General features: G+C 67.5%; 22 protein-coding genes. 12 read left to right on the forward strand and 10 right to left on the reverse strand.

What is annotated here, in order from left to right:
* Positions 1 to 26 precede the first annotated feature (26 nt).
* Both SK803_RS37415 and SK803_RS37420 read left to right on the forward strand, forming a co-directional pair.
* Complete coding sequence (locus SK803_RS37415) at positions 27 to 359, forward strand: lipoprotein (protein WP_319970929.1); 333 nt, start codon at positions 27 to 29, stop codon at positions 357 to 359.
* A gap of 50 nt (positions 360 to 409) precedes the next feature.
* Positions 410 to 1,126, forward strand: a complete 717-nt coding sequence (locus SK803_RS37420; RefSeq protein ID WP_319970930.1) for a peptidylprolyl isomerase — start codon at positions 410 to 412, stop codon at positions 1,124 to 1,126.
* A gap of 202 nt (positions 1,127 to 1,328) precedes the next feature.
* On the opposite strand, the gene SK803_RS37425 is transcribed toward SK803_RS37420, so the two are convergent.
* The 6 genes from SK803_RS37425 to SK803_RS37450 all read right to left on the reverse strand — a co-directional run bounded on the left by SK803_RS37425 (position 1,329) and on the right by SK803_RS37450 (position 7,990).
* A complete protein-coding gene (locus tag SK803_RS37425) occupies positions 1,329 to 1,877 on the reverse strand; it encodes a TetR/AcrR family transcriptional regulator (protein ID WP_319970931.1) in 549 nt (182 codons plus the stop codon).
* A 102-nt stretch (positions 1,878 to 1,979) separates the two neighbouring features.
* Positions 1,980 to 3,152: an acyl-CoA dehydrogenase family protein gene (locus SK803_RS37430; RefSeq protein ID WP_319970932.1), complete on the reverse strand. Its 1,173-nt coding sequence runs from the start codon at positions 3,150 to 3,152 to the stop codon at positions 1,980 to 1,982.
* 1 nt (position 3,153) lies between these two features.
* A complete protein-coding gene (locus SK803_RS37435; RefSeq protein ID WP_319970933.1) occupies positions 3,154 to 4,239 on the reverse strand; it encodes a CaiB/BaiF CoA transferase family protein in 1,086 nt (361 codons plus the stop codon).
* Positions 4,236 to 5,354, reverse strand: a complete 1,119-nt coding sequence (locus tag SK803_RS37440; protein ID WP_319970934.1) for a Glu/Leu/Phe/Val family dehydrogenase — start codon at positions 5,352 to 5,354, stop codon at positions 4,236 to 4,238. Before SK803_RS37440 ends, SK803_RS37435 begins: the two co-directional genes overlap by 4 nt.
* Before the next feature lie 10 nt (positions 5,355 to 5,364).
* Positions 5,365 to 6,462 (reverse strand): NAD(P)/FAD-dependent oxidoreductase, encoded by a 1,098-nt coding sequence (locus SK803_RS37445; protein WP_406601643.1) that lies wholly within the window; start codon positions 6,460 to 6,462, stop codon positions 5,365 to 5,367.
* 43 nt (positions 6,463 to 6,505) lie between these two features.
* Positions 6,506 to 7,990 carry an aldehyde dehydrogenase family protein gene (locus SK803_RS37450; RefSeq protein WP_319970936.1) on the reverse strand — a complete coding sequence of 495 codons (1,485 nt, stop codon included), beginning with the start codon at positions 7,988 to 7,990 and terminating at the stop codon, positions 6,506 to 6,508.
* An 81-nt stretch (positions 7,991 to 8,071) separates the two neighbouring features.
* Here SK803_RS37450 and SK803_RS37455 point away from each other — a divergent pair, with 81 nt between their 5' ends.
* Complete coding sequence (locus tag SK803_RS37455) at positions 8,072 to 8,989, forward strand: LysR family transcriptional regulator (protein ID WP_319970937.1); 918 nt, start codon at positions 8,072 to 8,074, stop codon at positions 8,987 to 8,989.
* A gap of 9 nt (positions 8,990 to 8,998) precedes the next feature.
* Here the strand turns inward: SK803_RS37455 and SK803_RS37460 are convergent, their stop codons facing one another.
* The 3 genes from SK803_RS37460 to SK803_RS37470 are packed head-to-tail and all read right to left on the reverse strand — an operon-like array spanning position 8,999 to position 12,499.
* Positions 8,999 to 9,484, reverse strand: coding sequence for a DinB family protein (locus tag SK803_RS37460; RefSeq protein WP_319970938.1), 486 nt, complete (start codon positions 9,482 to 9,484; stop codon positions 8,999 to 9,001).
* 19 nt (positions 9,485 to 9,503) lie between these two features.
* Positions 9,504 to 10,883, reverse strand: coding sequence for an ArnT family glycosyltransferase (locus tag SK803_RS37465; protein ID WP_319970939.1), 1,380 nt, complete (start codon positions 10,881 to 10,883; stop codon positions 9,504 to 9,506).
* A 29-nt stretch (positions 10,884 to 10,912) separates the two neighbouring features.
* The gene (locus SK803_RS37470) at positions 10,913 to 12,499 is read right to left on the reverse strand and encodes a thiamine pyrophosphate-binding protein (protein ID WP_319970940.1); all 1,587 of its coding nucleotides are present in this window, start codon (positions 12,497 to 12,499) and stop codon (positions 10,913 to 10,915) included.
* Positions 12,500 to 13,056: 557 nt separating this feature from the next.
* Between SK803_RS37470 and SK803_RS37475 the strand changes: the two genes are divergently transcribed.
* The 4 genes from SK803_RS37475 (at position 13,057) to SK803_RS37490 (ending at position 15,695) form a co-directional block, all read left to right on the forward strand.
* Positions 13,057 to 13,410, forward strand: coding sequence for a PLDc N-terminal domain-containing protein (locus tag SK803_RS37475; protein WP_319970941.1), 354 nt, complete (start codon positions 13,057 to 13,059; stop codon positions 13,408 to 13,410).
* Positions 13,407 to 14,009 (forward strand): hypothetical protein, encoded by a 603-nt coding sequence (locus SK803_RS37480; protein WP_319970942.1) that lies wholly within the window; start codon positions 13,407 to 13,409, stop codon positions 14,007 to 14,009. The genes SK803_RS37475 and SK803_RS37480 overlap by 4 nt, the downstream gene beginning before the upstream one ends.
* 210 nt (positions 14,010 to 14,219) lie before the next feature.
* Complete coding sequence (locus SK803_RS37485) at positions 14,220 to 15,041, forward strand: hypothetical protein (RefSeq protein ID WP_319970943.1); 822 nt, start codon at positions 14,220 to 14,222, stop codon at positions 15,039 to 15,041.
* Between the two features lie 42 nt (positions 15,042 to 15,083).
* Entirely contained in the window at positions 15,084 to 15,695 is a 612-nt protein-coding gene (locus tag SK803_RS37490; RefSeq protein WP_319970944.1) for an ANTAR domain-containing response regulator, read from the forward strand.
* Here the strand turns inward: SK803_RS37490 and SK803_RS37495 are convergent.
* Positions 15,676 to 17,088 carry a hypothetical protein gene (locus SK803_RS37495; RefSeq protein ID WP_319970945.1) on the reverse strand — a complete coding sequence of 471 codons (1,413 nt, stop codon included), beginning with the start codon at positions 17,086 to 17,088 and terminating at the stop codon, positions 15,676 to 15,678. The genes SK803_RS37490 and SK803_RS37495 overlap by 20 nt on opposite strands.
* Positions 17,089 to 17,664: 576 nt before the next feature.
* On the opposite strand from SK803_RS37495, the gene SK803_RS37500 reads away from it, so the two are divergent.
* The 5 genes from SK803_RS37500 (at position 17,665) to SK803_RS37520 (ending at position 23,017) form a co-directional block, all read left to right on the forward strand.
* Positions 17,665 to 18,762: a branched-chain amino acid ABC transporter substrate-binding protein gene (locus SK803_RS37500; RefSeq protein WP_319970946.1), complete on the forward strand. Its 1,098-nt coding sequence runs from the start codon at positions 17,665 to 17,667 to the stop codon at positions 18,760 to 18,762.
* A 76-nt stretch (positions 18,763 to 18,838) separates the two neighbouring features.
* Positions 18,839 to 19,753, forward strand: a complete 915-nt coding sequence (locus tag SK803_RS37505; protein WP_319970947.1) for a branched-chain amino acid ABC transporter permease — start codon at positions 18,839 to 18,841, stop codon at positions 19,751 to 19,753.
* The gene (locus tag SK803_RS37510; RefSeq protein WP_319970948.1) at positions 19,750 to 21,486 is read left to right on the forward strand and encodes a branched-chain amino acid ABC transporter permease; all 1,737 of its coding nucleotides are present in this window, start codon (positions 19,750 to 19,752) and stop codon (positions 21,484 to 21,486) included. Before SK803_RS37505 ends, SK803_RS37510 begins: the two co-directional genes overlap by 4 nt.
* Entirely contained in the window at positions 21,483 to 22,304 is an 822-nt protein-coding gene (locus SK803_RS37515) for an ABC transporter ATP-binding protein (protein ID WP_319970949.1), read from the forward strand. The genes SK803_RS37510 and SK803_RS37515 overlap by 4 nt, the downstream gene beginning before the upstream one ends.
* Entirely contained in the window at positions 22,301 to 23,017 is a 717-nt protein-coding gene (locus SK803_RS37520) for an ABC transporter ATP-binding protein (RefSeq protein ID WP_319970950.1), read from the forward strand. Before SK803_RS37515 ends, SK803_RS37520 begins: the two co-directional genes overlap by 4 nt.
* The last annotated feature ends 16 nt before the right edge of the window (positions 23,018 to 23,033 follow it).

The raw sequence follows: 23,033 nt of genomic DNA on the forward strand, positions 1-23,033 counted from the left end.
CCCCTGAAATCACCAGAATTCGAGCCATGAAGAAACTTCTCCTGCTGATTCCCGTGCTGGCGCTCGCCGCTTGTGGCCAGAAGAGCTACACCTACGAGGCTTTCTACGACGTGGAAGGCACGGGCAAGGCCGAGATGACGCTGGTCGTCCCCGGTGGTGCCACCGAGACGCAGACCGTCGACCTGCCGTTCAAGGACCGCGCGATGCTCGCCAACGACCTCGGCAAGATCACGCTCACGGTCAAGCCGCAGAACGGCCAGGCCACCTGCAAGTTGCGCGTGGAGAAGGAAAAGGAGATCACGAACGCGGGCAGCCCGGCGACGTGCGAGTACGACATCACCGAGGCCACCGACAACTGAGTGATCCGTTAAACCTTGCCGGTCACCGCCGACTCCACTAGGAATCGCGCATGAGGCGAATCGCAGCTGGCCTGGCAGTGGCGGCACTGGCCGCTGGACTCATCACCACCGGAACGGCTTCCGCGCAACCATCTGCAGAGCCGTCCGGGCAGTCCGGTGCACGGCCTGACTGCGGTTACACCGTGACGCCGGACGAACCACCCGCTCGTCCGGTGTCCGTTCCCCACAACCCGTGGTTCACCAAGGGCAAGGTCCTGGTGAAGGTGAAGACGAACCAGGGCGACCTCCCGCTGGTGCTCGACCGCACCAAGGCCGCCTGCACCGCGCACAGCTTCATCCACCTGGCACATCGCGGTTTCTACAACCAGACCGAGTGCCACCGCCTCACCGCGTACCCGACGCTGAAGGTGCTGCAGTGCGGCGACCCGTCCAACACGGGCGAGGGTGGCCCCGGCTACAAGTACAAGGACGAGCTGCCCACGGACCTGCAGCCCGCGCCGAACGACCCGACGGGCCTGCGCCGCATCTACCCGCGCGGCACGCTCGCCATGGCCAACGCCGGCCCGGACACGAACGGCTCGCAGTTCTTCCTCGTGCAGAGCGACAGCGTCCTGCGCCCGAACTACACGGTGTTCGGCCAGATCCTGCCGGAAGGCCTGAAGACGCTCGACAAGATCGCGGCGGGCGGCATCGCGGGCGAGAACCCGCTGGACGGCCGCCCGAACATCAAGTCCGAGCTCAAGCGGGTGCTCCCGCTCGGGCTCTGACCGAAGCGCGCCAGCACGTGGTGAGCAGCAGGTGTGCCGCGTGTTCGAGGCGCTGTCGCGGCACGTAGGCGCCGGGTGACTGGCCGAGCACCTCGGTGAACCGGGTCGCGAACGCGGAACGTGAGAGTGCGGCGATGCGCGACAGCTCCTCGACCTGCCAGTCCCGTTCGGGAGTGAGATCGTCGATCTCGTCGAGGTGGCTTCACGCGTCTGAGAGCGCCCAGCCCGTCAGCGCTCCGTAGAACGCGTCCGAGAGCCGCCGGACCACCTGATCGTCAGGTAGTCCGGCGGCTTTCGTCAGGTCGATGATCTCGCGCGGGTCGAACAACGCGTTGTGCAGAAACCGTGCCACGGACAGCAAAGCGTCCGGCAGCGCCAGATCGATCAGCACTCCCCGCAACGCCCGGTCCCACGCACTGCACGACAACGACGTCATCACGTCGGCGGAGTGCAGCCGTTGCAAGAACCCGTGCTGCGACCAGAACCGCACGATCACGGGGCCGTGCACGTTCTGCATCTTCACCCAACGCGCGGCTTGGTGTTCGAACAACTCCTTGCCGGTCTTGCGGGATCGTTCGCCGTGCTCGATCAACGACGCGATGACGTCCTCGTGGTAAGCGGCCACAAGTGCTTCCACGGATGGAAAGTGGCGATACGCGGTCGCTTGTGAAAGCGCCGCCTCTCGCGCGATGGACTGCATCGTCGCCGTAGCTGGTTCAGCCCGCAGGACGTGTGTGGCCGCATCCAGCAATCGCTTGCGGTTGCGGCGCGCGTCACTGCGGCTGCTTGTCTCCTCCGGCAGAGCGTCCTCCCACCCGCGAACCCCGTTGGGAGTGCAGGATAAGGGGAACGATCAACGGAATGAGGCGATTCCGGTCAACGCGTGGCCGATGGATAGCAGGTGGATGTCCGAGGTGCCTTCATAAGTCAGCACGGATTCCAGGTTGTTCGCGTGGCGCAACGGCGAGTACTCCAACGAGATGCCGTTGGCGCCGAGGATCGTCCGGCTTTCCCGCGCGATCGCGATGGCCGACTCGACGTTGTTGTACTTGCCGATGCTGATCTGCTCCGGCTTCAAGGTGCCGGCCTCCTTCAGCCCTGCGAGGTGCAACGCCAGCAGCATCGCCGTGCTGACCTGCACGGACATGCTCGCGAGCTTCCGCTGGGTCAGCTGGAAAGCGGCGATCGGCTTGTCGAACTGGATGCGCGTGCCGGCGTAGTTCAGCGCCGCCTGCAACGAATCCCGTGCGGCACCGACAGCGCCGAACACGATCCCGAAGCGGGCCTCGTTGAGACACGAAAGGGGAGCGCGCAAGGAAGTCGCGAGCGGGAGCCGAGCGCTTTCCGGCAGCCGCACGTCCTCCAGGACCAACTCGGAGGTGACGGACGCTCGCATCGACAGCTTGTTCTTGATGTCCCGGGTCGAGAATCCGGGAGTGCCGCGGGGAACGAGGAATCCTCGAATTCCCTCCTCGGTCTGCGCCCACACCGTGGCGACGTCCGCCAGACCGCCGTTGGTGATCCACATCTTGGTGCCGTTGAGCACCCAGTCCGACCCGTCCCGCACGGCCCGCGTGCGCATCCCGGACGGGTTGGAGCCGAAGTCCGGCTCGGTCAGCCCGAAGCACCCGATCGCCTCGCCCGCCGCCAGTCGCGGCAGCCACTCCTGCTTCTGCTCCTCCGAGCCGTACTTCCAGATCGAGTACATCGACAGCGAACCCTGCACGGACACGAAGCTGCGGATCCCGCTGTCCACGGCCTCCAGCTCCAGGCAGGCGAGTCCGTACGCCAGCGCTGAAGTGCCCGCGCACCCATAACCCTCGAGGTGCATGCCCAGCACGCCGAGCTTGCCGAGTTCCTGTGCCAGTTCGCGCGGCAGCACGCCCTGCTCGAACCACGAACCGATGTGCGGCCGGACGTGATCGGCCAGGTACGCCGCGACGGTGGCCTGGATGTCGCGCTCCTCGTCGCTCAGCAACGACGGGATGTCCAGCAACTGCAACGGGTCCTGCACTGGGTCCGGCACTTCACTGCTCCAGCTTCGGTGGGCGCAGCCGGTAGGTGACCGGCGTGCGCGACAGGCGGATGGGGTTCGCGACGAGCGTCATGTCGTCGATCGTCGCGGTGGGCTTGAGGTCCAGCGACTCGGCCAGCGCGAACGCGCGCGCCACGTCGTTCACCGGACCGCACGGAACACCAAGGGGTGTCAGCGTTTCGAACCAGTGCTGTGCCGGGCGCGCTTTCAGTCGTGCCGAGAGGATCTCGAACAGCTCGTCGACGTGCTGGACCCTGTCCGAGTTCGTCGCGAACCGCGGGTCCGTGGCCAGCTCCGGCACGTCCAGCACCGAGCACAGCCGGCGGAACTGCCTGTCGTTGCCCACCGCGAGCACGATCGGCTGATCGACGGTCGGGAACACCTCGTACGGCGCGATCGACGGATGCCGGTTGCCCATCGGCTTCGGGATGGCACCGGCCAGGGTGAAGCCCGCACTCTGGTTCACCATGCTGGACAGCAGCACCGTCAGCAGGTCCAGCTCCACGAGCTGCCCCTGCCCGGTCGCCTCCCGGTGCCGCAACGCCGCCAGGATGCCCACACAGGCGTGCAACCCCGTGAGGACGTCGACCAGCGCCACACCGGTCTTCACCGGCTCGTACGGACCGGGCCCGGTCACGCTCATCAGCCCGCCCACGGCCTGCACGAGCAGGTCGTAGCCGGGCAGGTCCGCGCCCTTGCCCGAACCGAACCCCGAGATCGAGCAGTAGACGAGGTCGTCACGCCCCAACGACTCGTAGTCCAGCCCGAACTTCTTCATGGTGCCCGGTTTGAAGTTCTCCACCACCACGTCCGCCCGCGCGATCAGCTCGCGCGCCTGCTCCCGGCCCGCCCTGGTCGACAGGTCGATCTGCACGGACGTCTTGTTCCTGTTGACCGACAGGAAGTACGTCGCTTCGTCCTCGTGGTGCGGCGGGCCCCACGTGCGGGTCTCGTCGCCCCGGCCCGGTTGCTCGACCTTGATCACCTCGGCACCGAGGTCGCCGAGCATCATGGTCGCGTACGGTGCCGCCAGCACCCGGCTGAAGTCCGCGATCACCACGCCTTCGAGCGAGCTCATGCGACCCGCCCCCGCAGCTTCATCGCGGCCAGCACCCGGTCCTGCGCCAGCTCGCGCGCGGCCACATGTGTTGTGGTGCCCCGGTTTCTCGCCTCGACGATGACGTTCGCCGCGTTCGCCCTCAGCTTCGAGGACACGGCGTCCAGCACCGTCGCGGGGTTCACCGGGAACGGCGAGTACCGCGCGTCCATCCCGAACGCCGCCGCGACCACGCCACCGGCGTTCGCGATGAAGTCCGGCACGACCGTGATCCCGCGTTGCGCGAGAACCTCCTGCGCCGCAACGGAAGTCGGCAGGTTCGCGCCCTCGACCACCAGGGTGGTGTCGAGCTCGCCCGCGAGTTCCGCGTCGATCACGTCCTGCATCGCGGCCGGCACCAGCACGTCGCACGGCACCCGGAGCTCGGCACCGAGCTCGCGGACTCCGCCGTACTCCTTGACCGCGAGGTCGCCGATCTCCGCTCGCAGCTTCAGCAGTTGTGCGACGTCCAGCCCGTTGGAATCCACCAGCGCACCGTGCACCGACGACACGGCAACGACGACAGCGCCCAGTTCGGCGAACCGCTTCGCCGCCGCGGCACCCACCGCACCGAACCCTTGAACCGCCACGCGCTTGCCGCGCAACACCATCAGTTCGTCCGCCACCTCGGCCACGCCGAACCCGGTGACACCCAGCTCGTCGTACGGAAGACCGCCGAGTTGAGCCGGTGCGCCCATCATAGCGCCGCGGTCCGACAGTTCGTCCTGGACGATCGCCGCGTCCCGTTCGGTGAGGCCCATGTCGAGCCCGAGCACGTACTCGCGCGGCACCTCGTTGGAGAGCTTGCGCGCGAACGCCCGCAGCGCTGCTTCCTTGCCGGGAGAAGCAGGATCGAACACGATCCCGGCCTTGGCGCCGCCGAAGAACAGGTCGACCCCCGCCCACTTCCACGTCATCACGCGCGCGAGACGGGCTATCTCCGCGACCGTCACGTGCGGGCTCATCCGCGTGCCGCCCTTGCCCATGCCGCGCGCGGTGTTGTCGATGACCAGCACACCTTTCATCCCGGTGCGCCGGTCGGACACGCAGACGACCTTCTCAGGTCCCCACTCGTCCATGAGCTGGAGAACGTCCATCAGCATTCCCTCACACGCAGTTGAGTTCCGGGCGCGCCTGGTCGGCGGCGAACCGGGAGGCGTCCAAACTGGACACGTCGACGAACGGCTCGCGGCCGAGCACGAGGTCGCGCACGACCTCTCCGACCGCGGGGCCCTGGAGGAAACCGTGCCCGGAGAAACCCGTGGCGTAGAAGAACCGGCCGGCCGAGCCGATCAGCGCGTTGTGGTCCGGGGTCACCTCGTACAGCCCCGCCCACCCGTTGCGCACGCCCACGTCCAGCAGCTTCGGCGCACGCCTTCCGATCGCTTCGGTGAGCCGCGGCAGCCACGCGTCGGACATGTCCAGCTTGAAGCCCGGTGTCTCGTCCGGGTCGGACATGCCGAACAGCAGCCCGCGGCCCTCGCGGTGGAAGTAGAAGGTGCTGTCGAAGTCGATGGTGAAGGGCACCACCCGATCGTGTAGTTCGGGCATGGCCTCGGTGAACATGATCTGCCGTCGCAACGGGGAAACCGGCAGGTCAACGCCCACCATCTCGCCGATCGACCGCGACCACGCACCGGCCGCGCAGACCAAAGTTCCCGTCGAAACCTCTCCGCGGTCGGTCTGGACGCGAAAAGTGTCAGACCCCGTCCCTACGATCGATCTCACGGTGGTTCTGGTGTGGAAGCGGGCACCAAGCCGGCGGGCCGCGGTGGCATAACCGAGGACCACGGACTCAGGCGTGCAGTGTCCGTCGTCCGGGGAGAAGGTCGCCGCGAGCAGGCCGTCCGTTTCGATCAACGGCGACATCCGTCGTGCTTCCTCGACAGTCAGCATCTGGCTGCGCACGCCGAGGGAGTTCTGGAGGTCGACGTTGCGCTCGAACGCCGTGACGTGTTCCCGAGAGGAAAGGAGGAACAGATAGCCGACCTGGTGCAGATCGATCTCCTGCCCCGGTCGCTGCGGAAAGCGCTGGAACAGTTCGATTGATCGAGCTCCGAGCCTGATGTTCAGCTCGTCGGAGAACTGGGCGCGCACCCCACCCGCTGCTTTGCAGGTGGAGCCGGAGCCCAGCTCGTCCTTCTCCACGACCACGACATCCCGGATGCCTGCCTCGGCGAGGTGAAAGGCGATGGACGTCCCCATCACCCCGCCGCCGATGACGACGACCTCGGCCTGACTTGGTAGCTCAGGCCAGCCGGTAGTCAAGGTTCGCCTCGATCGCGAGAGTGTCCATCTGCGCTTTCTGCAGCTTCCCTGAGTAGTCCCAGTTCATGGACTGCCAGCGGGTGAACTGGTCGAGCACCCAAACGCCCGACTGCCGGGAGCCGTTGCCGCTCTTGCCGTTACCGCCGAACGGCAGGTGCGCTTCGGCCCCGGACGTCGAGTTGTTGACGCTCACCATGCCGGCGGAGATGCCGGCGCGGAACCGGAAGGCCTTGTTCGGGTCCGTGGTGTAGATCGAGCAGGACAGGCCGTAGCCCGGCTTGTTGCCGAGCTCGATCGCCTCGTCCAGGTCCGAGTACCTCATGACGCCGACGATCGGGCCGAACGTCTCCTGGAGGAACAGCTCGTCGTCGGCACGCACACCGGAAACGATTGCGGGGTGGTAGAAGAAGCCGTTCTCACCAGTGAAACCGTTGCGGGGGCTGGCAGCCGAGATGCGGCCGGTTGGGCCGTGCACCGTGTGGTGCTCGCCGATCCAGCCGAGGTACTTCTCGTACGCCAGGGCGAACTTCTCGTCCAGCAACGGTCCATAGAGGACATCGCCCGTCGGGTCACCCACGGTGGCGCCGGCGACGGCCTCGACGAACCGGGACAGGAACTCGTCGTACACCGACTCGTGCACGATCGCCGTGCCGAGCGAGGTGCAGCGCTGGCCGGCGGAACCGAAGCCGGCGAACAACGCGCCCTGCACGGCCAGGTCCAGGTCGGCGTCCTCGGTGACGACCATCGGGTTCTTGCCGCCCAGCTCCAGGCACGGCGTCTGGAGGTGGCGGCCGCACAGTTCGCCGATCCGCACGCCGACCTCGCTGGACCCGGTGAAGCCGACCTTGTCGACCAGGCCCTGCTGCAGCGACTGCTCCAGGCCGTCGAACGTCTCCGACCCCTCGGCGAAGACGATCTCGAACACGCCGGCCGGAATGCCGGCGGCCTGGAACACGTCGTAGAAGGCCTGGGCCGACGCGGCGGAGTACTCGGCGGGCTTCCACACGACCGAGTTGCCGCACAGCAGCGCCGGGATGATGTACCAGGACGGCACGGCGACCGGGAAGTTGCCGGCGGTGATGATGGCCGCCACGCCGACCGGGTTGCGGAACGTGAAGAGCTGCTTGTCGGCCATCTCGGACGGGACGGTCTGCCCGTAGAGGCGCCTGCCCTCGCCGAGGAAGAAGTTGGCGGTGTCGACGATCTCCTGCACCTCGCCGCGGGCCTCGGCGAGCGGCTTGCCGATCTCGCGGGTCACCAGCTGGGCGAGCGGCTCGAAGTTCGCCTCGACGAGCCGGCCGATGTTGCCGATGACCTGTCCACGCACGGGCGCGGGCACGCGGGCCCATGCGCGCTGTGCCGCTTTCGCCCGCTGTGCTGCGTCGACGAAGGTGCGGCTGGTCCCGAGCTCGATCTCGGTGACCACGTCGGAGGTGTTCGACGGGTTCGTGGAGACATAGGGCATGCATCCACCCTGGTAGCTGCCCGATGGATTCGCCAGGGGTTGCAGAATGAAACCTCGCGAAGTCGAGCATAAGCTGACCTGGTGCTCAACCCGGTCCATCTCCGCACGCTCGTCGAGGTCGTGAAAACGGGCTCGTTCGCCGAGGCCGCGCGCCGCCTCGGCTACACGTCGTCGGCCGTCTCGCAGCAGATCTCGGCGTTCGAACGAGCCGTCGGCGTGACGCTCTTCGAACGTGAGGCGCACTCGATCAGGCCGGCGAGCGCCGCGCTGCTGATCGCCGACCGCGGTGGCGAGTTGCTGGCCGCGTTCGACGGCTTCGAGCACGAGGTCAAGGCGATGGTGCAGGGTCTGCGGGGCCGTCTGCGGATCGGCACGTTCCCCACGGCCAGCTCGCGGGTCGTGCCCAAGGCGGTGGCGAAGCTGTCGGCGGACCTGCCGGACGCCGAGATCCGTCTCGACGAGGCCGAGCCGGACGACGTCCTGCCGCTCGTGCTGACCGGTGAGCTCGACCTCGCGCTGGTCTACGCCTACGACCTCGTGCCGCAGACATGGCCGGAGGAACTGACGGTGTTGCCGTTGCTGGACGAGTCCCTCCTGGTCATGGTGCCGGCCGAGCACCCCGCCGCGAAGAGCAACCTCAAACTCGAAGATCTCAAAGACGAACGCTGGATCGCGTCACGTGACGGCACCTCTGGAGCCACCTGCCTCACCCGTCTGTGCGCCGCGTCGGGGTTCGCTCCCAAGATCGCTTTCCGGAGCAACGACTACGAGGTCGTGCAGTCGCTCGTGGCAGCCGGTGTCGGCGTCGCACTGGTTCCCGCGCTCGGCTACAAGGGGCTGCCCGGCACGCACGCGATGCCGTTGCGCAGCAAGCCCTTGCGCAGGCACGTGCATGTCGTTCACCGCACCGCGAACACCAATCCGTTGCTTCGTGACGCGGTGAACGCACTCCAGGAAGTGTGTGAAAACGCGGTGGGCGGCTACATATCGCAGCCATGAGCCCGGCGGCTATTCACCGGTCTGGCCGTCCGCGAGTTCGCGGAGCAGATCGAGATGCCCGACGTGCCGTGCGGTCTCCTGCGTCACGTGGGCCAGGATCCACCGCACGGTGAACTTCTCGTCCGCCGCGCTGTCGTCGGGTCCGCGCTGCTTCAACGCCTCGGCGTTGTCCCATTCCTGGCGGTAAGCCTGGATCAACGACTCGGGTGTGTCGTCGTCCACGAGATCCCACGACGGATCAGGATCGCCCTTCCACAACGACGGCAGATCCAGTCCCGCGCCCGCGATGCACAGCCAATACCGTTCCACCGCGACAAGGTGCTTGAGCACGCCGAGCGCGGTCAGCTTCGGCGACGTGACGACGGGGGCCGCCGCGGCCTGGTCGCGGGTCAGCCCGTCGGCCTTCAGCACGGCGGTCTCGCGGAGGAAGTCCAGGAACTCCCAGGCGAGCACGCCTTCGTCCGTGGCGAGGTTCGCGGGCCAGGTTCGCGTCATCCGGCGAGTTTGTCAGCGGTCAGTAGTAGCGGCGCAGCTGGGGCCAGATGACGTCCCATGATTCCGTTGGGGCCGTGCACATCCAGAGTTCGGTGCCGTCTTCTTCGTTCTCGATGACGTTGTGGTGCTGTGCGACGCGCTTGCACCCCGTGAACGGCGCTGTGTTGAAGCCGACGAGCAGCACGTTCTTGTTCAACGTCACCGGAGGTCCCCAGTCGTGGAACGACATGTGGCCGGAGTAGACCTGGATCAGCGTGAAGGCCGAGATCGCCCCGGCCTGGCCGTAGTTGCGAGTGATCACGACGGGCTGATCGTTCGACCAGTAGGCCTTCTCGACGGTGTTGGCGAACTCGTTCCAGCCCACCTGCTCGCCGGGCTCCTGGTTGATCGCCAGGATCGGGCCGATCGCCTCCTTCGGCAGCACCGGCAGCGAAACGACCACCGCGGGCACCACGCTGGCGACCACCAGCACTGCGCCGATCACCTTGCGACGCAACAACCATTCCTGGGCCTGCCGCGAGCCCGCCGCCAGCAGCACGAGCAACAACGACACCGCGTAGTACGGCTTGCCGCCCGTGATCAGCGTCATCGCGCACAGCACCGGGTACGCGAGCGCGATGGAGCGCAACGTCTTGTCGCGCCACAGGTTCCGGAACCCGATCACCCACACCGGCACCAGGAACGGCGACAGCAGAAGGATCTGCATCGGCACGAACATGACGCGGTTCTCGAAGCCGTCGTCCTCGCTGATGCCCTGCGCGACCGTGAGCAACGGGAAGTCGTGCGACGCCTGCCACGCCACCACCGGGGCGGCGATCACCATGCCCACCGCGATGCCCGCGGGCAGCCACCACGTGCGGAACACGCCTCGCGGCCCGGTGACGAGCAACGAGATCGCCAGCGCCGCGACCAACAGCAGCAGCAACCACTTGTTCGCGAGCCCGACCCCGATCGCCGCGCCGATCGCGAGCCACCACCGGCCGTCGCCGGACTTGAGCAGCCTGATCGTGAAGTACCCGATCAGCGTCCAGATCAACAGGTCGAGCGTCGCGGTCGACAGCATGTGGTCCACCGCGAGCACGTACGACCCCGTGGCCGACGCGGCCGCGGCGAACACCGCGCCACCACCGAGTTCCTTGGCGATGAGCGCGACCACGACCGTTGTCGCGAGCGCCATCAACGTCGCCACGACCCGCAGCCCCGTGGGCGTCTTGCCGAAGAACTCCGTCGAGACGTCGGCGAGGAACGGCGTGATCGGCGGCTGGTCCACGTATCCCCACGCGCGCCGGTCGCCGGCCGCCATGAAGTAGAGCTCGTCCCGGTGGAACCCGTAGCGGCCGGACACCGCGGTCAGCACCACCGCCTGCACAGCGAGCACGATCCCCAGCCCACGCCTCATGGGCGGGACGGTACCCAGCGGAAACCTGATCAGGTGGCGTTTTTGCGGTACCAGCGGGGCGATGTGTTGATCGGCGGCTTGAGGCTCGCGTCGACCACGATCATGGTCGGGCCCGCCGCGTCGGAAAGGGCTTCGCGGAGCCCGTCGAAGCCGTCGATGGTGACCGCGGGAATCCCGAAGCTCTCCGCCAGCTTCGCGAAGTCGGGCCTCGTGAGATCCACCCCGCTGATGGCGTGGTTCGCGACCTGCTGGTCGTACCGGAGCATCCCGTACCCGCCGTCGTCGACGAGCACGATGGTCAGCGGCAGGTTCTCCTGCCTGAGCGTCGCGAGGTCTCCGCACGCGAACAGGAACCCACCGTCGCCCACCACCGCGATCGTCCGGCCGTCGATGGCGGCACCGAGCGCCGCCGGGAAGCCGAACCCGAGCGTTCCCCACCCGACGGGATAGGCCAGTCCGCGCGGTTTGGTGACGTGATGGAAGCCGCCGATCCAGTAGCCGGGGATGCACATGTCGGCGACGATCGTGGCGTCGGTGTCTTCGAGCGCCTTCAACAACTTCACGGCTTCGGGAGAGTCGGCTTCTGCCAGTGCCCGCACTTCGGCGTTGACCGCTTCGACGTCCACGACGGCCTCTTTGCCGCTCACCATCGCCGCGAGCGCCGCCGTGACAGCGGCCGCGTCGCCTTCGATCGTGACGTCGGCGGGGTAGTTCTTGTTCGCCTCGGCCTTGTCGATGTTGACGGCCACCAGCCTGCGCGGCTTCGGCTGCAACCAGTTCTGCGTCATCATGCCGTCGAAGTCCGTGCCGATCGCGATGACGAGATCGGCGTCGTCCCACAACCTCCCCACGGGCGGTGCGTGCACCGGCCCCCGCACGACCTGAGGGCTGTCAACAAGACCGCGAGCCCCGTACGTGGTGATGATCGGCGCCTGCAACCTGGCTGCCAGCGCCCCGATCGCCGCTCCGGCTCCCGACCGCGCCGCGCCACCACCGGCCCAGATCAGCGGCCGCTCCGCCGCGGCGATCAGTGCTCCGGCCTCGGTGAGATCCGGGACGAGGTGGGTCTGTCCGGCCTTCGCCACCGTGTGGCGGGGAACCTCGGCGGACAGGAAATCCGTTGGCACGCCGAGGTAAACCGGTCCGTGCGGACTGAGCACCGCCTGCTGCACCGCCTTGTCGGCGCACGCCCCCAGGTCCTGCGCGGCGGGCACGTCGAACGCCGCCTTGGTGACCGGCCCGAACATGGCCTTCTGATCGCGGGTTTCGTGCAGCACGCCCCGGTGGACCCCAGGCCGCCGGAGCGTGGACGGGATGTCCGTGGCGATCACCAGTACCGGGCTGCCCGACGCCCACGCCTCACCGGTGGCGCCCAGGGTGTTCGCCGCACCGGGCCCGGTGGTCACGACCGCCACGCCGAGCTTGCCGGTGGTCCGCGCGTAGCCGTCCGCCGCGTAGACCGCTGTCTGCTCGTGCCGGACCCCGACCATGCGGATGCCGGGATGCTTCCGCAGCGCCTCCCAGATGGCGAGGTTGTGCACACCCGGCAGGCCGAACACGACCTCGACGTCGTGCGCGGCCAGCACTTCCAGCAGAACCTCGGCACCCCTGGGCATGTGCTCGACGCTAAGGCCTGCTTACGACCTCGACAACGGGTCAGCAGCAGGTCTGGTGCTCAGGCTCACGTGCACCACGGCTCGTGCGGACGTTCCGATACTCGGCGTGAGAACGACTTGGCGGAAAGTGCCGGTTGTTCGATCGGGTACGTGCGGAATCGAGGAAGTTGAATCCGCATCCATGGCCGTGGTGTGTGAGTAAATCGACGTCGCCACGTGCACCATTTCACCCTCTGGGGTGAATTGGTTGCTCGGGTCGGCCCAGGGCGGCGGACCTGTTCGGCAGAGCGTGCGAACCGCGGCCCGCCGCCTGTCCGTGCCCTGTGGCTAGGCGAATTCCACCTGGGCCAGCACTCCTACCGGCCCCGACGCCGGGTGCCGCGCCTTTTCTGCGAAGACCGAATTGAATAAGAGCGTCGAGGTGGAGTGGCGACTCCCGTTTCCCGGCGATTCGCGACTCCGTGAAATGGCCTTCGGATGATTGACGACTGAACCATGTTCAGGGAGTGGCCCCTTGTGCCACGATGTGCGGCGACCGCACGACCTGGGGGTAGGAGATGCTGTACTTCGGTGGGCTGTTCGGAGTGGTGATGCTGTGCGTGACGGTCTTCGCCGTCGTGGACGTGATCACGACCGACGAAGGCTCGGTTCGCAATCTGCCGAAGATGCTGTGGCTTCTTCTGGTCTTGCTGTTCCCGTTGGTGGGCTCGATCGCGTGGTTCGTGGCAGGCCGTCCGGTGGGGACCGGACGTGCGCGCCTCGGTGCGTATGAGCGCGAAGCTTCTTCTTTTCCCGAGTACAACCGGCCGGGGCGGTTCGCGGCCACCAATCCTGACGACGACGAGGAGTTCCTGCGCCGCTGCCGTGAGCGCGCGGAGGAACAACGACGCAAGGGACGCGAGAACCAGTGAGGAAAGTCCTGCTGTTCTTAGTTGTTCTGCTCGCCGGTTGCGGAGGCAACGCGCAGCTGGCGGCCCCACCCAAGGCGCCGCAGACGTCCACTTCGGACAAACTGGCGCCCGCCGAGTTCCAGGCACGCTGGTGGACGTGGGCTTCCCAGCCCGCGAACTCCAACCCGGTCTCCGACACCTCCGGGCGCTTCTGCATGCGGGAACAGCCCGTCGAGGTCTGGCTGCTCGCCGGTTCCCTCGGTGCCGGCCCGGTCGAGCGGCAGTGCCGCGTTCCCGCCTCCAAGCCCCTGCTCGCGCCTGTCGTGAACCTCGCGAGTGATGTAGCCGGCTGCGAGACGTTCATGAAGGGCGCGCAGGGCGAGGTGCTGATGGACGGTTCCACGCTGGCGTTGACGAGGGTGTCCGCCACGCCGTTCACCTACGAGGCGCGCGCGGGCAACCCGTTCGGCGCCCAGGCCGGCCGGGTCAACTCGGTCGGGTGCGGTCTGTACGCGTGGATCACCCCGCCCGCGTCCGGTGAGCACGAGCTCGTGATCCGCGGGTCGGCCGACGGCAAGGACGTCGACGTGAAGTACAAGCTGATCGTGGGCTCGGACTGAACCCGTCGCCGGAGAAAATCGCTGTGCTGATCCGGTAACGTGGTCATCGGCGTCGAGCAGACGTGAGGCTGGAGCCGCTCCCCGGCAGTGAGTGGCACGTTCCGCCGCAGTGTTCAGCAACTCCTGCTCACTGAAGCGAATCGACCACGTAGACGCGTGCACATGCGTCCTTGTCGGCCGAGCCGGGCGGCGGAAACGAGGACTGCTGTCATGGCACGTCTGTCCACTACGGACCAGCTCGCCGATCTGCGGCGCACCTACACGGGCGAGAACCTGTCCCAGGCGGTTCCGGCCGTCCGCGACGGGGAGATCCCGCTGCCCGACGCGACCACCGAGGCCCAGCACCAGCTGGAGGCCAAGGTGCTGATCGCGGCGTGCACCGCGGCGAGCATGCTCCAGCTGATGCCGCCCGCGAGCATCGTCAGGCCCGCCCACGCGTTCCGGACGGTGGAACCGGGGGAGACCCTCAAGCTGCACCTGAACGACCACGCTCTCGGCCCGCTGCTGTTCGAACTGCTGCCGCGCACCGAGGCCGGCTTCGGCATGGGTGTCGCGGGACTCGCGCACCGGCAGTACCGGCGGTCGGCCGAGCTGACCACGGGTGACGCCGCCGTCGTGCTCGCCGGGGTCGACGAGAAGGCGTGGGACCTCGGCATGCGGTACGTGCGCTGGATGCACGAGTTCCGCGGCGTCGAGCACGTCGACGGCGGCGGTGCCGACGAGGAGATCTCGGAAGCGGCCACTGGGAGCGCTCTACTGCGCCGGGTACACCTGTGGCATGACGCGAGCTGGCTACGAGCACTTCCGCTGGGAACAGGGTGGTTCGTCGAGTGGCCCGGAGGACCGGAGGAGAGCGAGATCAGGGAGAAGCTCGCCCACCCGCGGTTCGGCACGACCCGCGAGATCACGCTCCGGAGAGCAGAAGCGCCCACCGAGGACGTCGAGGAGGGCATGCGGACCTATCCGTGGCCTGAGGAGTTCGTGTCTGCCGTCACGGCTGGTGAGCCGGATCAGGGACCTGCCCGCCGGTAGACTGCGCTTTCGCCCGCAGGAACGATCGTCAGGAGGACCCCGGTGACCCAGCAGGCTGCCGAGGCCCAAGCCGAAGCCACGCGCAAGGCCCCTCGTGTGCTCGTCGCCGAGGACGAGGCGCTCATCCGTCTCGACCTCGTCGAGATGCTGCGCGAAGAGGGCTACGACGTGGCGGGCGAGGCCGCAGATGGCGAGGAGGCCATCAAGCTCGCGACCGAGCTCAATCCCGACCTGGTCATCCTGGACGTGAAGATGCCCAAGGTCGACGGGATCGAGGCGGCGCAGCAGATCGCGGGCAACCGGATCGCGCCGGTCGTGATCCTCACCGCGTTCAGCCAGCGCGACCTGGTCGAACGCGCTCGTGACGCCGGTGCGATGGCCTACCTGGTCAAGCCGTTCGCCAAGCGGGACCTGGTGCCCGCGATCGAACTGGCCATCAGCCGGTTCAGCGAGCTCGCGGCCCTCGAACAGGAGGTCGCCGGGCTCACCGAGCGCCTGGAGACGCGCAAGGTCGTGGAACGCGCCAAGGGCATTCTCATGACCAAGCAGGGTCTGAGCGAGCCGGAGGCGTTCCGCTGGGTGCAGCGCACCGCCATGGACCGCCGCACGACGATGAAGGCCGTCGCAGAGGCCGTCATCGAGAACTTCGGCTGAGTTCGAGCCACACGGAGTCCGTCTGCCGCCCTGGATCCTCAGGGCGCAGGCGGACTTCGACGTTGTGGCTGCCCCTCAGCGAGATCTCCAGCTCGTGCCGGCCACCGGCACCACCCGGCATCGGCAGCGTCGCGACGTGACCGCTGTCGACGTACACCTCAAAGCCCGCTATCGGGGCCACTGAGCGTGCGTGGGCGGCGTCGAGGGTGATCACCAGCGTCGCGTCGTTCGGGGTCACACGGACGAACTCAGCCGTCATCACGGGCAGAACGGGCGCGGGCTCGCCCGGCGCGGCCTCCAGCTTCACCGGCGACCGGCCCGGCACCTCCAGGTAGCTCTCGACCACCTGGGCCTGCGACGCGCCGGGCATGCGCAGCACGAACGGCGTGAGCGCGTCCGGTCCGGCCGGCCCGAGCAGCTCGGCCGGCACGTCCCCGACCAGGGTCAGCTCACTGTCCTGTGCCCCGGACCAGCCGCTCACCACCGGGCGCAACGGCAACCGGGCCGAACCGAGTTGCGCGACCAGGCCGTTCGGGTCGCCGCCGTCGCCGAGCCGGACCGTTGCCCGCAATCGCGCTGAAGGAGTCGCACGCAACGGTGTGCGCGCCACACCGATGCCCGGCGCCTCCTCCTCGGGCTCCAGAACGCGCAACGTCCCCGCCACGATCGGCGTCTCGGTCACCTCGGGCAGCGGCTGGAGCGGCCCGGTGATGCCGACCGCGTCGATTTCCACGCGTCCGGGATAGCTCGGCGGCGGGGTCACGGCGATCAGGACGCTCGCCTCACGCCACTTAGGCACGGCAGGTGAAGTTGCGACTTGTGCGCCGTCTTGCAGAACGCGCACACCGTTACGTGTGAGCACTACTTCGAATCGATGCAGAACGCCCGCACCGCGCGTGCCGGATGCGACGGAGTCGTCCACCACCACCCGAATCGCATCAGCGGGAGGTATGGGTCCGACGCGGTCCGGTGTTCCGGGGACCAGGTCGAGCACGAGTTTCCCGCGCGGTCCGGCCGCGTCCGTCACGACTGCCACCCGGCCCAACTCGTCTGAGTCGTTCAGCTGAAGCAACGTCCGTGCGCGCAACACGGCCGTGTCGTTGCCGCATGGCATGTCGATCACCAGCCGGCCGCCCGATCCAGAGCTGGGATTGACGCAACCTGGCCTGCCGCTCAGGTGGTAGCGGCGTTCCAGGAACGTGTCGTCGAAGTCGTCCAGCCACCCGCCGACCGCGCGCCGCCACCCGTCGTCACCAGGACGTTCCTCGGATCTGGCGGCGAGAGAACGCTGGCCGAACGCGTCGACGGCCCGCACGTCGGTGCGTCCGGAACCCGCGATCTCGGGCGACGCGACCAGCCTGCCGAAGACCTCGTAGCCTGTCGCGCCGGGCACGGGTGCCCATTGGATCCTGCCCTCGCTGCTCCATACGGAGGACGGTGCGTTGAGTGGAGCCGGTTGAGACGGCAACTTGACGAAATCCGCCGCGAACTTCGTCAGCCGAACTGGCTGTGAACTGGGCTTCGTCGCTGCATCATCGGTCTGGCGCAAGACCAGCACCGCGGCGCCGAGCACGACGGCGGCGCCGACCGCTGCGATCACCCGGCCACGCGGAGTCATTCGCCCAGGTTATGGCAGCCGTCCAAAGAGTGAACGAAGGTTACGGTATGTGACATTGCTTAAGTGAAACATAACGCCGCGTTGCGTTATGGTCACGAGCCCATTGGCTTTGATGACTGGGGTCACAGTCATCGCCTAGGTTCCGGCCATCCCTCAGGAGAGGGTGATGGAGCGGTGCGCGGAGAACTCGCGTCGCCGGGAGCAGGGATAGAGGAGGGACATCACGTGCGTAAGCACTCTGTGAAGTCCGCTGCGATTGTCGGCGCCACGCTGCTTGTCGTCGCAGCCTGTGGCTCGAACAAGAATGAAGGCGGCACTGCGGGGGGCAGCTGCGACACGTCGAAGGGCACCTTGACCGTCGGCGTGGTCGCCCCGCTGTCCGGCAACCTGTCCGCTCTCGGCCTCGGCATCAAGCAGTCCGCCGAGCTCGCCGTGGACGAGGCGAACAAGAAGTGCACGGTCAAGGGTTACAAGCTGAACGTGTCCGCTCAGGACGACGAGGCCAACCCCGCCAAGGGTGCCCAGGCGGCCACCAAGCTGTCGACCGACCCGAACGTCGTCGGCGTCGTCGGCACGCTGAACTCTTCGGTCGCCCAGACCGTGCAGCCGATCCTGAAGGAAAAGAAGATTCCTCAGGTGTCGCCCGCGAACACGAACCCGACGCTGACCAGGGGCAACGACTTCCTGACCGCCCCGAAGCGCCAGTTCGACAACTACTTCCGCGTCTGCACCACCGACGACCTGCAGGGCCCGTACGCGGGCAACTACCTCGTCGAGAAGGCCGGCAAGAAGAAGATCGCCATCATCACCGACGGCAAGACCTACGGTGAGGGTCTCGCCGCCGAGCTGTCGAAGCAGGTCGCCAAGAAGGGCGGCACGATCGTCGGCTCCGAGAAGGTCGGCGAGAAGGACACCGACTTCTCCGGTGTCATCTCCAAGATCAAGGCGCTGGCCCCCGAGGCCGTCTACTACGGCGGTGAGTACCCGGTCGCCGGCCCGCTGTCGAAGCAGATGGCGAGCGCGGGCCTGAACGTCCCGCTGATGGGTGGCGACGGCATCTTCGACGGCAAGTACATCGAGCTCGGCGGCAAGGAAGGCGACCTCGCCACCTCCGTCGGCGCGCCGACCGAGTCCCTGGCCACGGCCAAGGCGTTCGTCGACGCGTACAAGGCGAAGTTCGGCAAGGAGGACTACGCCGCCTACGGTGCGTTCTCCTACGACGCCGCGAACGCCATCATCGGTGCGCTGGCCAAGACCGTCGACGGCGCTGCCTGGGACGAGTCGAAGCGTGACTCGATGCTGACCAACGTCGGTTCCTACAGCGGTTCCGGCGCCACCGGCGAGGTCAAGTTCGACCAGTACGGCGACAGCACCAACAAGGTTCTGACCGTGTACCAGGTCACCTCTGGCAAGTGGAAGGACGTTCAGACCGGCGAGTTCACCGGCTGACGACTACTGATCACTGATTGAAGCTACGGCGGGGGCGGGCGTTGTTTGCTCGCCCCCGCCGTCTACGGAGGTAGTCGTGTCAGTCCTGCTTCAACAGCTGGCCAACGGGGTCATGCAGGGCGCGTTGATCGCCCTGATCGCCCTCGGGTACACGATGGTGTACGGCATCATCCAGCTGATCAACTTCGCCCACGGCGAGGTTTTCATGGTGGCCTCGTACGGAGGCCTTGCCACGTTCACGCTTCTTCCTGACGACCTCAAGAAGTCGCCTGCCGTGGCCCTGCCGCTCATGTTCGTCGGCGGCATCGTGGTGGCGGTCGTCGTCGCCGTGATCATGGAACGGTTCGCCTACCGGCCGCTGCGCAACGCGCCCCGGCTCGCGCCTCTCATCACGGCGCTCGGCGTCTCCGTGTTCCTGCAGGAGGCTGTGCGCGTCTTCTACCCGAACGCCAAGTCGAACCTGCCCTACCCGAACGTCTTCCCCGAGGGCAACCTGTCGCTCGGCCCGGTCAACATCTCGTGGACCGGTGTACTGCTCGTCGTGCTCTCCGTGGGTCTCGCGGTCATCCTGCAGACCTACATCAACCGCTCGCGCATGGGCCGCGCGATGCGGGCGACCGCGCAGGACCCCGACACCGCGAAGCTGATGGGCGTCAACCCCGACCGCGTGATCGTGCTGACGTTCATCCTCGGTGCCGTGCTGGCCGGCGTCGCGGGCATCCTCTACGGCGGCTTCCTCGGCAACATCAACATCGACATGGGCTTCCAGAACGGCATCTTCGCCTTCACGGCGGCCGTTCTCGGCGGTGTCGGCAGCATCCGGGGCGCGGTCATCGGCGCGTTCATCATCGGTCTGATCAAGACCCTGGCCGGTCAGTACATGCCGGGTGGCACCCAGTACGACTACGTGTGGATCTTCGTCGTGCTGATCCTCGTGCTCGTCTTCCGTCCGCAGGGTCTGTTCGGCGAGCCGGAAAGGGTGCGCGCATGAGCACGAGCACTGTGTCCACCTCTTCTGGATCCACGACGGTGGCGAAGCGTTCCGCGCTCGCGCCCCTGGGCAAGCCGTTCGCGGCCGCCGCTGGTGTCCTGGCGATCGTCGCGGCTCTCCTGCCGTGGGTCACGTTCACCCTCAACGACGGCAACTGGCCGGACAAGTCGACGCTGCAGTTCTTCGACGCGCCGTTCGCCGTCACCGGCTTCCGCTGGCACGTCCTGCTGATCGGCGTCCTCATCCTGGTCGCGACGTTCGCGCCGGTCCCGTCCAAGGGCCGGGTCGTCCGGGCCCTCGGCTGGGGCCTCACCGTGGTGGCGTTCGTCAACGCCGCGTACATCACGGTCAAGGGCGGTGGCCTCGGTGCCATCACGGCTGTCGAAGGTGCCACCGCGTTCGGTGCCGTCGTCGGTCTCGTCGCCGGTGTGCTGGCGATCCTGGCGGGTTACGGCATCGGCATCGGGCCGGTGGGCGAGTGGAATTTCAAGGTCTCCACTCCGGTCGCGTACCTGGTGCTGCTGGTGTCGTTCGGCGCGGTGCTGTACGCCGTCGCCGCGATGCTGACCACCGGTGGTGTCGGTTCCGCGAACCCGTACGCGGGTGCGATCTTCCTGTCGTTCCTCGGGTTCGCCGGTGGTCTGATCGGCGCGCTCAGCGGGGTCGGCTTCGTCCGCTGGCTCTCGGCGCTGTCCGAGCAGCACCGCGTGTTCAGCGTGATCGTGCTGGCCGCGTGCGCGCTGCTGCTGCCGTTCACCGACGCGGGCAACGAGTACTGGATGACGGTCGCGGCGAACATCGGCATCTACGCCGCCACCGCGATCGGCCTGAACATCGTCGTCGGCCTCGCGGGTCTGCTCGACCTCGGGTACGTGGCGTTCATGGGCATCGGTGCCCTGGTGGCAGCGAACTTCTCCGGTGCGGCCACCGCGCACTTCGGCATCCACCTGCCGTTCCCGGTCGCCGCGGCGGCCGCGGCGATCGTGGCCGGCATCTTCGGCGCCATCGTCGGTTCGCCGACGCTGCGGGTCCGCGGTGACTACCTGGCGATCGTGACGCTGGCGTTCGGTGAGATCTTCACCCGCTCCGCGCAGAACAACATCGGTGGCATCACCAACGGCTCCAACGCCATCCCGGGCATCCCGCCGCTGTCGCTGTTCGGCACGGAGTTCAACAAGTCGATCTCGATCGGCGCGGTGAAGCTGCCCGCCGGTGTCCTCTACTACGTCCTCATCGTGCTGCTTGTGGCGGGGACGATGGCGGTGTTCGCGAACCTCAAGTTCAGCCGCATCGGCCGTGCCTGGATCGCGATCCGCGAGGACGAGGACGCGGCCCGCGCGATGGGCATCCGCACCGGCAAGATGAAGATCCTCGCGTTCCTCATCGGTGCCACGCTCGCGGGTCTGGCGGGCGCGGTGTTCGCGCACAAGAACGGCACGGTGTCCTACGAGTCGTTCAAGTTCCTCGAGTCGGTCACGCTGCTCGCGGCGGTCATCCTCGGCGGCATGGGCTCGATCCCGGGCGCCGTGCTCGGTGCGGCACTGCTGTTCGTGCTGCCCGAGAAGCTGCGCGACTTCGAGGACTACCGCCTCATGATCTTCGGCCTCGCGCTGATCCTGATCATGCGGTTCCGGCCGGTCGGCCTGATCCCCGATGCGCACAGGCGCGCCGAGATGGCGGAGCGCGCCGACGAGAACGCCGAAGAGGCGCACGTGGAGGCGAAGAAGGCATGAGCACGCCTGTACTGGAAGCGCGTGACGTCTCGATGGTCTTCGGTGGCCTCAAGGCGTTGAAGGGCGTCACTCTGACGCTCGAAGAAGGCAAGATCGTCGGCCTGATCGGCCCGAACGGTGCGGGGAAGACGACGTTCTTCAACTGCCTGACGGGTCTGTACACGCCGACCACGGGTGAGGTGCTGCTCAAGGGCAACGTCCTGCCCGGCGACCCGGCGAAGGTGACGGACGCGGGCGTGGCCCGCACGTTCCAGAACATCCGCCTGTTCCCCAGCATGAGCGTGCTGGAGAACGTCATGGTCGGCCGGCACGTGCGGATGAAGCAGGGCCCGCTGGCCTCGCTGTTCCACGGCCCCGCCTACCACCGCGGTGAGAGGGCGGCCCGCGAGCGGTCGCGGGAGCTGCTCGCGTTCGTCGGCCTGAACAACCTGGACGACGAGCTCTCGCGCAACCTCCCGTACGGCGACCAGCGCCGTCTCGAGATCGCGCGCGCGTTGGCGACGGACCCGGCAGTGCTGCTGCTGGACGAGCCCACCGCCGGCATGAACCCGCAGGAGACGGAAGCGACGCAGCAGCTGATCTTCCGCATCCGCGAGACGGGTGTGTCGGTCGTCGTCATCGAGCACGACATCAAGTTCATCTTCGGGCTGTGCGACACGGTCTCCGTGCTCGTGCAGGGCGAACTGCTCGTCGAGGGCAGCCCCGAGGTCGTGCGGGCGGACCCGAGGGTGGTCGAGGCCTACCTCGGCAAGCCGCCGGAGGAAGTCGAGCACGACATCGAGGCCGCCGCTGCTTCTGCTGAGGAGGAGCAGGCATGACCGCGCTGCTCGAAGTCCGCAACCTTTCGGTCGCCTACGGCGCCATCGAAGCTGCCCGCGACATCTCGTTCACCGTCGAGGCCGGCCAGATCGTGTCACTGATCGGCTCGAACGGTGCGGGCAAGACCACGACCCTGCGCACCATCTCGGGTCTGCTGCGGCCGGCGTCCGGCGAGATCCTGTTCCAGGGCAAGCCGATCCACAACGACCCGGCGCACGCGATCCTCGGTGAGGGCATCGCCCACTGCCCCGAGGGCCGCCGGCTCTTCCCTCGGATGACCGTGGAGGAGAACCTGCATCTCGGTGCCTACGTCCGCAAGGACGACGGTGTCGCGTCCGACATGCAGCGCGTGTACGACCTCTTCCCCGTGCTGGGGGAGCGGCGGCACAACAAGGCCGGGCTCTTCTCCGGTGGCGAGCAGCAGATGCTGGCCATCGGCCGCGCGATGATGTCCAAGCCCCGTCTGCTGATGCTCGACGAGCCCTCGATGGGTCTCTCGCCGATCATGACGCAGAAGATCTTCGACACCATCAAGGAACTGCAGTCGCTCGGCACCACCATTCTGCTGGTGGAGCAGAACGCGCTGGCCGCTCTGGCGCTGTCGGACCACGGGTACGTGATCGACCTCGGTCGCACCACTCTGGACGGTCCGGGGCGCTCGCTCCTGGTCGACCCTCAGGTGCGCGACGCGTACCTGGGTGAGGCTCACTGAGATTCGGTTTCAGGAG

Source organism: Lentzea miocenica, assembly GCF_033949945.1.
GTDB lineage: Bacteria > Actinomycetota > Actinomycetes > Mycobacteriales > Pseudonocardiaceae > Lentzea > Lentzea miocenica.

What these genes read in the sequence shown, in the direction of transcription:
- SK803_RS37415 (WP_319970929.1), top strand. Translation starts at nt 27, where the DNA reads ATGAAGAAACTTCTCCTGCTGATTCCCGTGCTGGCGCTCGCCGCTTGT.
- SK803_RS37420 (WP_319970930.1), top strand. Translation starts at nt 410, where the DNA reads ATGAGGCGAATCGCAGCTGGCCTGGCAGTGGCGGCACTGGCCGCTGGA.
- SK803_RS37435 (WP_319970933.1), bottom strand. Translation starts at nt 4,239, where the DNA reads ATGAGCTCGCTCGAAGGCGTGGTGATCGCGGACTTCAGCCGGGTGCTG.
- SK803_RS37440 (WP_319970934.1), bottom strand. Translation starts at nt 5,354, where the DNA reads ATGGACGTTCTCCAGCTCATGGACGAGTGGGGACCTGAGAAGGTCGTC.
- SK803_RS37445 (WP_406601643.1), bottom strand. Translation starts at nt 6,462, where the DNA reads ATGGGGACGTCCATCGCCTTTCACCTCGCCGAGGCAGGCATCCGGGAT.
- SK803_RS37450 (WP_319970936.1), bottom strand. Translation starts at nt 7,990, where the DNA reads ATGCCCTATGTCTCCACGAACCCGTCGAACACCTCCGACGTGGTCACC.
- SK803_RS37460 (WP_319970938.1), bottom strand. Translation starts at nt 9,484, where the DNA reads ATGACGCGAACCTGGCCCGCGAACCTCGCCACGGACGAAGGCGTGCTC.
- SK803_RS37465 (WP_319970939.1), bottom strand. Translation starts at nt 10,883, where the DNA reads ATGAGGCGTGGGCTGGGGATCGTGCTCGCTGTGCAGGCGGTGGTGCTG.
- SK803_RS37470 (WP_319970940.1), bottom strand. Translation starts at nt 12,499, where the DNA reads ATGCCCAGGGGTGCCGAGGTTCTGCTGGAAGTGCTGGCCGCGCACGAC.
- SK803_RS37475 (WP_319970941.1), top strand. Translation starts at nt 13,057, where the DNA reads ATGCTGTACTTCGGTGGGCTGTTCGGAGTGGTGATGCTGTGCGTGACG.
- SK803_RS37485 (WP_319970943.1), top strand. Translation starts at nt 14,220, where the DNA reads ATGGCACGTCTGTCCACTACGGACCAGCTCGCCGATCTGCGGCGCACC.
- SK803_RS37510 (WP_319970948.1), top strand. Translation starts at nt 19,750, where the DNA reads ATGAGCACGAGCACTGTGTCCACCTCTTCTGGATCCACGACGGTGGCG.
- SK803_RS37515 (WP_319970949.1), top strand. Translation starts at nt 21,483, where the DNA reads ATGAGCACGCCTGTACTGGAAGCGCGTGACGTCTCGATGGTCTTCGGT.
- SK803_RS37520 (WP_319970950.1), top strand. Translation starts at nt 22,301, where the DNA reads ATGACCGCGCTGCTCGAAGTCCGCAACCTTTCGGTCGCCTACGGCGCC.